Annotated in this window: 13 protein-coding genes; 11 read left to right on the forward strand and 2 right to left on the reverse strand. The window is 31.5% G+C overall.

The window, feature by feature from the left end:
• The coding region (locus GMA11_RS09485) for a transposase (RefSeq protein ID WP_370516562.1) at positions 1–301 on the reverse strand (301 nt) is incomplete at its 3' end.
• A 74-nt stretch (positions 302–375) separates the two neighbouring features.
• Between GMA11_RS09485 and GMA11_RS01345 the strand changes: the two genes are divergently transcribed.
• The 9 genes from GMA11_RS01345 (at position 376) to GMA11_RS01385 (ending at position 10,095) form a co-directional block, all read left to right on the forward strand.
• Positions 376–741, forward strand: coding sequence for a GtrA family protein (locus GMA11_RS01345; protein ID WP_163545414.1), 366 nt, complete (start codon positions 376–378; stop codon positions 739–741).
• A 22-nt stretch (positions 742–763) separates the two neighbouring features.
• Positions 764–1,591, forward strand: coding sequence for a sugar nucleotide-binding protein (locus GMA11_RS01350; RefSeq protein WP_163545415.1), 828 nt, complete (start codon positions 764–766; stop codon positions 1,589–1,591).
• Between the two features lie 40 nt (positions 1,592–1,631).
• A complete protein-coding gene (gene rfbD, locus GMA11_RS01355; RefSeq protein WP_163545416.1) occupies positions 1,632–3,329 on the forward strand; it encodes a dTDP-4-dehydrorhamnose reductase in 1,698 nt (565 codons plus the stop codon).
• Between the two features lies 1 nt (position 3,330).
• Positions 3,331–4,869 (forward strand): glucosyltransferase domain-containing protein, encoded by a 1,539-nt coding sequence (locus tag GMA11_RS01360; RefSeq protein ID WP_163545417.1) that lies wholly within the window; start codon positions 3,331–3,333, stop codon positions 4,867–4,869.
• Positions 4,870–4,885: 16 nt separating this feature from the next.
• Positions 4,886–5,896: an acyltransferase gene (locus tag GMA11_RS01365; RefSeq protein ID WP_163545418.1), complete on the forward strand. Its 1,011-nt coding sequence runs from the start codon at positions 4,886–4,888 to the stop codon at positions 5,894–5,896.
• Positions 5,897–5,927: 31 nt separating this feature from the next.
• The gene (locus GMA11_RS01370; RefSeq protein WP_163545419.1) at positions 5,928–7,829 is read left to right on the forward strand and encodes a rhamnan synthesis F family protein; all 1,902 of its coding nucleotides are present in this window, start codon (positions 5,928–5,930) and stop codon (positions 7,827–7,829) included.
• A gap of 95 nt (positions 7,830–7,924) precedes the next feature.
• Positions 7,925–8,701, forward strand: a complete 777-nt coding sequence (locus tag GMA11_RS01375) for an ABC transporter permease (protein ID WP_163545420.1) — start codon at positions 7,925–7,927, stop codon at positions 8,699–8,701.
• A gap of 27 nt (positions 8,702–8,728) precedes the next feature.
• Entirely contained in the window at positions 8,729–9,460 is a 732-nt protein-coding gene (locus GMA11_RS01380; RefSeq protein ID WP_163545421.1) for an ABC transporter ATP-binding protein, read from the forward strand.
• Between the two features lie 29 nt (positions 9,461–9,489).
• Positions 9,490–10,095: a hypothetical protein gene (locus GMA11_RS01385; RefSeq protein WP_163545422.1), complete on the forward strand. Its 606-nt coding sequence runs from the start codon at positions 9,490–9,492 to the stop codon at positions 10,093–10,095.
• A gap of 273 nt (positions 10,096–10,368) precedes the next feature.
• Here the strand turns inward: GMA11_RS01385 and GMA11_RS01390 are convergent, their stop codons facing one another.
• The gene (locus tag GMA11_RS01390) at positions 10,369–11,001 is read right to left on the reverse strand and encodes an IS30 family transposase (RefSeq protein WP_370516563.1); all 633 of its coding nucleotides are present in this window, start codon (positions 10,999–11,001) and stop codon (positions 10,369–10,371) included.
• A gap of 178 nt (positions 11,002–11,179) precedes the next feature.
• On the opposite strand from GMA11_RS01390, the gene GMA11_RS01395 reads away from it, so the two are divergent.
• Entirely contained in the window at positions 11,180–12,274 is a 1,095-nt protein-coding gene (locus GMA11_RS01395; RefSeq protein WP_163545424.1) for an MraY family glycosyltransferase, read from the forward strand.
• Positions 12,275–12,331: 57 nt separating this feature from the next.
• A complete protein-coding gene (locus GMA11_RS01400; protein WP_163545425.1) occupies positions 12,332–12,829 on the forward strand; it encodes a GNAT family N-acetyltransferase in 498 nt (165 codons plus the stop codon).
• Positions 12,830–12,887: the final 58 nt, after the last annotated feature.

Genomic DNA, 12,887 nt, shown 5'->3' on the forward strand with positions numbered 1-12,887 from the left:
ACTTCCGAATAAGTTTGCCATAATTGGCATTCATATCCATAACAAGATAGCGAACGCTATGTCTTGCTTTTTTAGAAAATTGTTTAAAATAAGTGATTAAATGGTCTAATTGGCGACTAGGTAACACATCAATAATACGATGCGTCAGCCCGTCTATACAGATAAAACTCATCTTCCCTAAATGAGATGTCACAGACTTAAATTCATCAATACAAAGTACTTTTGGTAGATATAGAAATAGTGTATAATGTATTTTGATTACAGTTAGGCTGTTACCAAATAAGGATATAGAAAATGAGATGTTTTTTCAATATGTGAAAGAATATCGATTCATCAAAGGAGTGACATACAATTAGAAATATAGCCAATCATTACATGGTTAAATACATTTTCTTTGGCGCATTGACGACAGGTGTTAATTTTCTGTCTTTATGGGTATTTAAAACTTATACGGTCTTACCATTGATTTTGTCTAACTTTTTATCCATTGTTTTATCTATTTTATTTGCTTATTTTGTGAATGCAAAGTATGTTTTTTATTCGAAAGCACAAACAACAAAACAAATATGTCAGGAATTAGGAAAATTCTTTTCTGCAAGAGTGATTACAATTATTGTTGAATTAGTGGGAGTATGGTTATTAGCTGAGGTATTGTTATACTCATTGATGTATTCTAAATTGTTTGTCAATATTATTGTGTTAATTTTAAACTTTATATTTTCTAAGGTTATTTTTAAATAACATCACATGAAGGAGACGGAATATGACTATTTTGATTACGGATTCGGAAAGTCAAATAGGAAAGGAATTACAGAATTATTTTCGTGAGAGAAAAATTGAGTTTCTAGCAACGGATAAAATAAATTTTGATGCAACAAATGAAATTTTAGTAAATCAGTTTATTGAAGATTTAAAACCAGAAATTATTTATCATTGTACTGAATATACGTGTGACGATATATTAATAAATCATCTACAATATAGTGAATCATACCATATTGATACAACAAGATATATTGCAAGTGCTGCTAGTCGTATAGGTGCAAAAATGGTATATTTGAGTTCGTCTTTTGTTTTTGATGGGCAAAAAGAGATACCGTATTTGGTAGATGATATGCCTAATCCACAGTGTAAAAGTGGTATGCTTGCTTATGAAGGTGAGTTAGCTGTAAGAGAATTAGTAGAGTGTGCTTATATTATCAGAACATCCACAGTATTTGGAGAGTATGATCCTCTTTTTCAAGATTTATCTTTTGAGTCAACTGAGCCAAGAGAAGTATTTATAGACTTGCCAAATACTGTACAACAATATACATGGAGTAAATCAGTGGTTGAATTTATGGTGTTTCTTGTTAAAAATGGTGCTGATTATGGTGTGTATCATTTTGCTAATAGAGAACTTTGTAAAAAAGACGAGTTGGTACAAACGTATTTAAGTATGAGAAATATGTCAGTAGAAATTGTAAATAGTGAGAACGCTCATGACGACGAATTTCCTATTTTAGATATTTCTAAGTCAGAAAATCTGTCGTTTTATATTCCAACTTGGAAAGAGTCAGTTATAAATATGTGGAAAGAGATAAGTGATTAAATTGAAAGTATTATGCTATTTTGGTTAAGGGTGATAAATGATGAAAATAATGATTACAGGTGCACATGGCCAACTAGGAAAAGAACTAATCAAATTTTATAGATTGGTTCCAGATGTTGAACTACTATATACGGATATAGACGAGCTAGACATCACAGTTAGGAAAGATGTGCAAAGTTATATTAAAAAGAATCGGCCGAATATGGTCATCAATGCAGCAGCTTATACTGCTGTTGATAGATGTGAAGATGATAAAGAAAAAGCTTTTGCTATAAATGTTGAAGGTACAAAATATTTGGCACAAGCAACACAAGAAATAGGAGCGGTCTTTGTTCATATTTCAACAGATTATGTTTTTGACGGATTAAAGCAAGAACCTTATGTTGAAGAAGATATGACTAACCCTAAAAATTTTTATGGTATTACAAAAGCAGAAAGTGAACAAGTTGTGTTACAAACTGTTGATAGACATTATGTGATTAGAACATCATGGTTATTTGGAGAAGGACATAACTTTGTTAATACAATGCTGAATTTATCAAAAAGACAAAAAAGTATACAAGTTGTAAATGATCAAAAAGGTAGTCCAACAAGTGCGGCTGAACTAGTTCGTGCGATTGATTTCATTGTAAAAACAAATACATATGGTATTTATCACGCCTGCTGTGATGAGGCATGTACTTGGGCAGAATTTGCTGATTACGTCTTTGATTATTTAGGACTAAACATAAAAGTCGAAAAAGTGTTATCTACTGAATATAAAACAAAAGCAGAAAGACCATTGAATACAACAATGAGTACGGAAAAATTGAAAAAAATGGGATTTAGTATGATAAGCTGGAAAGAAGCAGTAGAAAAATATTTAGATAAGAAAAGAGAGTTTGATAGTAATATGGATAAAAAGAAAGTACTGGTAACAGGGGCGAATGGATATTTAGGTAGACATGTAGTAAAAGCTCTTTTAGATAAAGGGCATGACGTTTATGCATCTGATTTAAGATTTGACGATATTGATGATCGTGCTAAAAAATGTGATGTTCAATTATTCTCAAGAAATGAGCATATTTATGATGAATTAGATAGACCTGATATTGTCATTCATTTAGCTTGGAGAAATGGATTTATTCATAATGCAGATACGCATATCGCAGATTTATATGATCACTACATTTTCTTAAAACATTTAATTGATGGTGGATTACCTAGATTAAGTGTTATGGGTACGATGCATGAAGTAGGTTACTTTGAAGGTGCTATCAAAGAAGATACACCAACAAATCCAATTTCTCTATACGGTATTGCTAAAAATAGTTTAAGACAAATGTTGAATGTCGCTAAAAAAGATACAGTTGATGTGACATGGTTGCGTGCCTACTATATTTTAGGAGACGATTTAAAAAACAACTCCGTATTCTCTAAATTGACTCAAAAAGCAATGGAAGGTGCTAAAGAGTTTCCTTTCACAAGTGGTAAAAACAAATATGATTTTATCAGTGTGACAGAGTTAGCCAATCAAATCGCAGAGGCTTCTTTACAAAATGAAGTATTAGGTGTTATTAACTGTTGTACAGGGAATCCGGTATCCCTTGCAGATAAAGTAGAAGAATACATTGCAGAAAATAATTTAGATATAAAATTACAGTATGGGGCATTCCCAGATAGAGAATATGATTCATCAGGTGTATGGGGGGATCCTACAAAAATTAACCGAATTATGTCAAAAGTAAAGAAGGTGTAACATGAAGAAAGGGCGGATTGAATCATTCTTAAGAAATAATATGATGAATATCATCGTTGTTCTATTCTTTCTTTTGTTAACTTATGGCATAAAAATATTTAATATCGTGATTTCTCATGATACAGAGGCAATTATTTCTGTGCGAGATTCTCAGTATGAAGCATGGATTTCAATGGGAAGATATGGATTAGTGTTTATGAAATGGCTAATAGGAACGTATGACTTTAATCCGTATATTGCCTCATTTATGATGATAACAAGTTTATTTGTGGCAAGTCTTCTGTGGATATATGTGATTGGCTATATTCAAGATGATTTAGACATGAAAAAACAATATAGATGGGTGTTTCCAGTTATTTGTTTAACATCGCCTGTTTTTGCCGAGCAATCAGCTTTCTTATTACAGTCATATGAGGTATCTCTTTCATTAAGCATCAGTGCGATAACTGTTCTGTGTATCTATAAAGGCATTATGAAGAAAAATATAGCGTATCTGATTGCATCTGTTGTATCTATTGCCTTTTTACAATCTGTTTATCAAGCGTTATTGCTTATTACCTTTACTGGATCCGTGTGTGGATTTGTTGTTTTTTATGACAGATTCACACGTTCAGAAAAGTACGATACCAAAGGGTACTTGATGATTGTCGGAAAAATCCTACTAGTATTTGTGGGGGGCGTTCTATTATGTGCAATAACAGAAAAAATCGTATTGAGTGTATTAGGCATTCACAAAACAGCGTATATTACAGAGCAATATTTATGGGCTCATGCAAATAAATTAACTGTGATTAAAAGCATCTTATCGCATATAGGTGTTGTTTTATTTGGAGGACGAATTTTTTATTCATATACATTGTTCATTTCTATGTTAATTACATGCTTATTTGTGGCATTAAAATACAAAAATCATCAAAAAGGTTATTTTGTTTATATACTCTCTATTTTTGGTGTGTTTGTTTGTCCTTTTTTATTAACGTTCATATTAGGGCAAAGTCTTTCAGCACGTTCAGAGTTGACAATTCCCTTTGTGTGTGGATTTTTAGTTTATTATAATATAGATCAATTACAAAATATTAAAAAGTATGATGTTTTAAAAACAGCAGTTGTGGTTTTGACAGGGCTTGTTGCAATCAATCAAGCCAATACATCGGCTAGAATTTACTATACAGAATATGTAAAATATCAAGAAGATGTTATGTTGGCAACGAAGTTGTCAAATCGTCTTGAAGAAAAATTCGGAAAAGATGCGTATACAAAACCCGTTGTTTTTGTGGGATATAGATCAGCATCGCTAAACGAATCAACGTATCCAGAGAGTGCGTTAGAATTAACGGGTCGATCATTTTTCTCCGTATCATTTTCAACATTGCATGGTACATTTGTGATGGAGAATTATTTAAGAACGATTGGTATCAATTTTAAAAGTCCTTCTCAAAAGCAAATTGACATAGCAGAAAAAATCTCTCAAAACATGACATCTTGGCCGAGTGATGAAAGTATCATCGAATATAATGGCATCATTATTATAAAATTATAGAAAATAGGTGATTACTTTGAAAAAAAGACTATTTTATCTTGATTTTATAAGAGCAGTAGCAGTCATAAGTATTGTGCTAACACATTATAATGCTGTGTTTTTTTATCGAGCAGTACAACTCCCTGAAAAAACAGTTTTTACATATATGGTTGGAGGTATTCCCATCGGTAGTTGGGGTGTGTCATTGTTTTTAATCATATCAGGCGCAGCATTGATGTATACATATAATGATTCTATTTGTTTAAAAACTTTTTATAAAAAGCGACTGCTTACGCTTTTTCCTATGTTTTATTTAGTGTATAGTATGGTGTTTTTCGTCTTACCATTAGGGTATCGAGCTTTTTCTTCTGGTATTATTCCTAGAAAAAATATTTTATTTACTTTGATAGGTATGGACGGGTATTTAAGTGAAGTCGTTCCAACTTTTTATTTAGTGGGTGAGTGGTTTTTAGGGTTTATTATTTTACTCTATATTATTTTTCCACTTTTGAGAAAAGGTGTGACAGAGTATCCTAAATCTTTTGCAGTAATTTCTTTAATGGTATATATTTTTTTAGTTTTTAACTATCATATTCCATTTCATAAAGAAAAATTCTTATTACTGCGTTTGCCAGAGGTTCTGTTTGGAATGTATTTCGTTAAATACATGAAGAAAGTGTCTGTCATAACGTTGATAGGCTCATTATGTGTATTCTTTTCAGGAACACTGTTTTCAATACAGATAGATCAAATATTTAAAATAACATTGATAGGAATTAGTTCTTTCTTGATACTGGTGTATGTATCTGAAAAAGTTAAAAATAAATACACAGTGTCAGTCAGTGCTTTTCTATGTAAATATTCTTATGCAATCTTTTTAGTACATCATGTCATTATCGACAGTTTTATGAGTAGAATTAACTTAGATTTAATTGGTCTAAAGAAAAGTTACGCATTCTTTTTTGTTTGTCTTGTCCTAATAGGTATTGCCTCAATGAGTGTTTATAAATTAGATAGTATAATCAATAAGAAAATTTTTAATAAATAATTGATGAAATTCTTTGTAGAAGGGAATAAATATGATTTTAACAGAAAATATAAAAAGATTAGGTATATATTTTTTCTTTGATAAACATGGAGATGTCGATGACTATATTCCATATTTTTTAAAAGACTTGAATAAGAGTTTAGACAGAACTGTGATTGTTGTTAATGGTAAATTGACTGATAAAGGCTCACACATATTACATCAATATGGAGATATTCTTGTTAGAGAAAATAAAGGATTTGATGTTTGGGCATATAAATCTGCATTAGAGTATGTTGGTTGGGAAACATTAAAAACATATGACGAAATTGTTCTTCTAAATAGTACCATCATGGGACCAATATATTCATTCAAAGAAACATTTGATAAAATGAATTGTATGGATCTTGATTTTTGGGGATTAACAAAATTCTTTAAATATGATGCAGATCCATTCGGTTGTATCAAATATGGTTATATACCAGATCATATCCAATCGCATTTTATTGCGATTAGGAAACCTATGATAAATAGTGAAGAATTTTATCAATATTGGTCTAAAATGCCAATGATAAATAGTTATAGCGAAGCTGTTGGAAAACATGAGGCTATTTTTACGAAGCATTTTAGCGATTTAGGTTTTAAATGGGATGTATCTGTTCAATGTGATGATTTAAGAGAGTTTACAGGTTATCCATTATTGATGTGTCCTAAACTTTTGATCAAACAATATAGATGTCCTATTTTTAAAAAGAGAAGTTTTTTCCATAACATTGATGATTATTTAGACAATACGACTGGAGAGCAAACGAGTGAGTTGTATGATTATTTAGACAATCATACACAGTATCCAGTAGATTATATATGGGATACAATTTTGAAATCTTATCCTCAAGCAGATATTGTAAAGAATATGAATTTAGTATACATTTTACAAAAGAATGGAAAAAAAGATATTTCTCATATTCTAGCAACAAGAAAAATCGCATTAGTCATGCATGTATATTTTATGGATTTACTTGATGATACGTTTGAAAAAGTGAGTGTAATGCCAAAAGAAGCACATATTTACTTAACAACTAACACACGTGAAAAACAAATTTTGATACAAGAAAAATTCAAACATTCAAAATTTGCTCATCTTGATGTACGATTGATTGAAAACAGAGGAAGAGATGTGAGCAGTTTGCTCGTTGGTGTCAAAGATGTCATCATGGATTATGATTATGTATGTTTTGCACATGATAAAAAAACAGCTCAAGTAACACCAACCATTAGAGGAGCTGGCTTTGCCTATAAATGTTTTGAGAATACATTAGGTTCTCAAAGATTTGTTTGTGAAGTGATTGAAACATTTGAATCAAATAGTAGATTAGGGTTGTTAACACCACCTGAACCTAACCACGCCATTTTCTTTCCAACATTGGGAGCAGAGTGGGGGCCTAATTACGATATTACAAAAGAGTTGGCTAAAGAACTACAGTTGACAGTACCAATTAGTTCTGACAAGCCACCAGTTGCACCATTTGGCACGATGTTTTGGTTTAGACCTAAAGCAATGAAACCATTATTTGACAAAGATTGGGAATACACAGATTTTCCAGAAGAGCCAAATAAAATAGATGGTACACTACTACATGCTGTTGAAAGAATTTATCCATTCATTGTTCAACAGTCTGGTTACTATCCTGCCATTGGTATGACGGATAAATTTGCTGCGATTGAATATGGTAACTTAAAACATTATTTAAGAGGTTATAATCTTGGTATTTTAGGCGCCGGTGTAGGTCCATACTATCCAAAAATGAGAGAAGAAATGTGTTATCGTATGGCTTCTAAAGGGGGCATTGTTGTATTCACTAAAGCGTTGATAAAAAAAGTGTTGAGAAAAGTCTTACCACCGAAAATGAAAATGCATCTTCGAGAATTTTATGGAAAAATGCGTAATAGATGATGAAAAATAGGTAGTAGTATTATCAAAACTGTTTCACTTAAAGGTGCTAACAATTTAGATGTATGATTTCTTAGTGTTAAGAAAGGTTAATCGTTATGAAAAATAGTTTAATAACATTAAAAAAATATCTTCCGTTATTATGGGAATTGATAATGCGAGATGTGAAATTACGGTATAGAAAATCTGTTTTAGGAGTTTTTTGGACACTTCTAAATCCTTTAATGATGATGGCAGTGATGTCTGTTGTATTTGCGCAACTATTCAGATTTGATATTGAAAATTACCCGTTGTACGTTTTAAGTGGACAACTAGTCTTTAACTTCTTTTCTGAATCGACCTCTTTGGCTATGTCATCTATTATTTCTAATGCAGCGTTGATAAGAAAAATATATATTCCTAAATACTTGTTTACGGTATCTAAAATATTATCAAGTTTAATCAATATTTTATCATCTTTATGTGCATTGATTATTGTCATGATGATTACAAAAGCAGAGTTTCATTCTACTATATTTTTTGTATTCATTCCGATCGGCTTATTAACAGTATTTTCGTTAGGAGTAGGCTTGTTTTTATCAAGTTTTGTTGTGAAATTCAGAGATATTATCCACCTTTACAGCGTTTTATTAACAGTTTTATTATATTTAATGCCTGTTATTTATAATATGTCTATTTTACCATCATTTATATTACCTTTTGTTAAATACAATCCATTAACACAGATTTTAGTTTTTTTCAGAGATGTGACTTTATATGGAGTGTTTCCTGATCCAATGATGTTATTATACACAGTTGTTGTTTGTTTTGTAACGTTGGGTATTGGATTACGAGTATTCTATAAATTACAAGATACATTTATTTTGAATATTTAGTTTACATATTTGAAAAGAGGTGATTATATGTCAACGATGATAGAAGTTGATAATGTGGAAATCAAATTTAGTCTTTCTAGGGAAAGATTGGATAATTTAAAAGAGATGATTATAAAAAAAATAAAAGGACAAATTGCAACAGACGACTTTTGGGCATTAAAAGGCGTATCGTTAACCGTTAATAAAGGTGATGCTGTTGGACTGATTGGGTTAAATGGTAGTGGGAAAAGTACGTTATTAAAAGTGATTGCAGGTGTTTTAAAACCAACTAAAGGAACCAAAAAAATTTATGGGACGATTGCACCATTGATTGAATTAGGTGCAGGGTTTGATTTTGATTTAACAGCTAAAGAAAATATCTTTTTAAATGGAGCAATTTTAGGATACTCGAGAAAACAAATGATGTATTATTACGATGATATCGTTGATTTTTCGGAATTACATGATTTTATGGATGTTCCGATTAAAAATTTTTCATCAGGAATGCTAGCACGTTTAGCGTTTGCTATTGCAACTATTGGTACACCGGATATTCTTATTGTTGATGAAGTGCTTTCGGTAGGTGACTTTAGATTTCAACAAAAATGCGAACAAAGAATTCGTAAAATGATTGAAGCGAATACGACGATTTTATTTGTGTCGCATAGTATTGAACAAGTGGAAATGTTGTGTAATAGAGCGGTGTGGTTAGAACATGGCGTTGTGAAAATGGAAGGACCAACGCACGAAGTTGCCCAAGCATACAAAAATGCTTATTAAGATAAAGGTTAAGAAAAGAGCGTAAAAATATGAAAAAACATATTCAATACATCATAATGACCGTTATCATTATTTGTGGATTGTTTTGGTATTCTTCTCAAAGTGTCTTTAGAAGTTTATACAACACAGATCCTAATTTGAAAGCGGAAGTTTTAGGTAATTTAGATGAACAAATGACATTGAAACAATATTTTGTTCCAGAGGATTCAACCATTTCTGAAATTGAAGTTGCAATTAAAGAATTTTCTCATGATACATCTAGTAAAGTTAAGTGGTCACTTGTAGAAGTAGAGTCTAATAAAGTCATAAAATCAGGAGAGTTTGAATTAAACAAATCAACTCCAACAGGAGGAAAAGTTGTTTTATCTAAATTTTATTTAGATATGACAGATGTGACTTTAAAAAAAGGCAGTGCGTACTATATAGAGTATAAAGGCAATATAGGTGATTTATTTAAAGTGACAAAAGCACGCCAAAAAGAAACAACAATTATTGTGAATGGCGTAGAAATAGATCAAGCAACATTTACTAAAATAAAATACAATGGGTTTCATTTACAAACATTCATTATTTTATTGTTGCTGTCTGTTTATATCATTGTCTTTATGAGTGTGATGACGAGATTTTTTAGATAATGTTTATTTTATTGATTATCAAAAGAGGCTATTCCAAAAGTTAAAAATTGAAAGCACTATATGGTATCGTTTGGATTCTATAATAATTGGTGTTGCTGGCTTCCAATTGAAAAGATTAATAAGTGCATTAAAAATATTAAGCGTTTTGAGAGGTATCGTAACTTTTACAATTTAAGAGCTAGAATATGAATCGTTAATCATTTGTTTAAAAATAAGAAAACCGATAGCGAAGAAAAATCTTCGTTGTCGGTTCATAACATCGCTTAATTTTGGTCACCAACACCATTTAATATATGGCCTTTTGTTAGTATCGCGTTCATAAGAAGAGAATGGATGTGCGTCATAAATAGGACAAGTGATGGCTTCGTCTAATCTTAAAAATTCAGAACCGTTGTGTGCTGTTAGAGACTGGATGAAATAGTCTTGTTGAATAGACGTCAAAGTGGTATTCACACTTTGAGCCGTTTTATCAGGAATCAGACGAATGATTTCATAGCGTGTTTTTCTGTCTGTTAATGTCAATAATTGTTGTCTACGTTTCTTGTTTAAAATCACTAAATCTATTTCAAAATGCCCAATTTCTTTTCTCTCGTTAATCTCTTGTGTTCGCTGTTCGATAGAGAGTACATTAGCCTTTCTTGGTGGTCGTTTTTCAGTTGATGTTATCGGTTTATGTTTTCTAGGATAAAGTAAATGTTTACGCGAAATACCTGTAATCCATCCTTTGTATACCCATGTGTAAATCGTTGTACAAGAGGGCATATCAGGTAGTTGACTAATCATTTCAGGGGAATATTTATCCATGATTTTTTCTCTGATGAGGGCTTCTTTTTCTACCGTCCACGTATCTGTTCTACCTATGGCTAAACGCAAACGATGATAATCGTTTTGTGCCTTTTGTGTTATAGTATTCTTGCATCTCTTGGTATCCTTTTTTTGTGGTTATGAAAAGTATATCCTATGAGATGCTTTTTTTGTACTACTGGCTAATTTAATTATATAATTTATTTTAATATAGTACGTTGTGAAAAAATCAACAGTAGAGTATAATGTTACTAACAACTTTTGGAAGGAGGCACATCCGGTGAGTTTTCAAATGGGCTTTGTGCTAATGTTTATAGCAACCATGATTATGTCGTATATTGGCACACATATATGGTGCAAGTGGGCGACTAAAAAAGGCTTTTTAGATGTGCCGAATGAGAGAAAGGTACACAATCGACCAATTATTACAATGGGTGGTGTTGTTATCTTTATTGTGTATTGGTTAGCTGTTTTTTTGTTAACGGTTATGTTTAGATTAGTTGTTAGAGAACAAGTGCCATTATTTTTTGCATCTTTAGTCATTTTTGTGACAGGTATTATTGATGATAGATATGATATCTCTCCTTTGCAGAAATCACTTGGCATTATTATTGCAGCTACTATTGTGTATTGGACGACCAACTTTAGAATATATGGATTATTTGAACAGATTTTTGGAGACAATTTAACGGCAGATATTGTCGGATACATTGCCACTGTTGTGTGGATTTACTATATTACAAATGCCTTGAACTTGATTGATGGATTAGATGGCTTATCAACGGGTGTGTCCATTATTGCATTGAGTACTTTAGGGTTTATTAGTTATTTATTTTCTCCAGTAAGTGTTTTTATTTTGACAATGATGGTTCTCTTGCTTGTGGCAACATTATTAGGTTTTTTACCACATAATTTTCATCCTGCTCGGATTTTTATTGGAGATACAGGCGTCTTATTTATTGGGTTTATGCTCTCTGTTTTTTGTTTAATGGGGATACAAAGACCAGGGATTGTCGCAATTATTACGCCGATTGTGATTTTAGGTGTTCCATTAACAGATACGACAATGGCTATTTTAAGACGTTTTTTAAAAGGACAATCTGTCACAAAAGCAGATAGAAAACATATGCATCATTGTTTTATGATGAAAGGGAAACCTCATGCACGTGCAGTGATGTCTATGTATGGTATTGGTTTTATTTTTGCTGTTATAGCATTGATGTTAACATTAGCTGATGTTGAAGTTGACGTGTATGTGATTTTAGCTTTAACGATTGTCGGCGAGTTTTTACTCATTGATTACTTGAATTTATTAGATTTAAAAAATCCGATTTTGTTTAAAGAAACATCATATCGTGATAAAGATAAAAAATGAGAGTGAATAGCCTATTCTATTCGCTCTTTTTCAATAAATAAGAATAAGGAGAAAGAAATGATTAGGTGGGCAACATTAGATGATATAGAAGAGATGAGTAAAGTACATGCTACGACTTGGAAAAGTGCTTATAAAGGGATTTTATCTCAAAAATTTTTACAGACACTATCTGATACCTATTGGGTGAACGGATTTAGAAAAGGGATGGAAGGTCAAAAACGAATTTTTGCTGTTGCTGTAGAAAATCATGAGATTGTTGGTGTGATTGGCTTTGGAAAAAATCGGTGGGATTTTGTAGAAACGATAGCAGAAATTTATTCACTATATATTTTACCGTCCCATCAAAATAAACAGTATGGCAAAAAACTGATAGATTTTGCAATAGAGGCACTTACTGAAAAAGGATATACTAAAGTGATGCTGAATGTTGTCGATAAAAACACGCCTGCTAGATTATTTTATGAAAAAATGTCATTTGTAAATACGCAGCAGATCATGACCTCTGAAATCGCTGGTGCAAGATTTAATTGTCTTGTGTATGAGCGATTTATGTAATATTATGATATAATGTATAGGCATGAAGTGAAGAGTAGAGTATATAAATGATGAAGGA

Source organism: Granulicatella sp. zg-ZJ (genome assembly GCF_010892355.1).
In the GTDB taxonomy this organism is placed as follows: Bacteria; Bacillota; Bacilli; order Lactobacillales; family Aerococcaceae; genus WM01.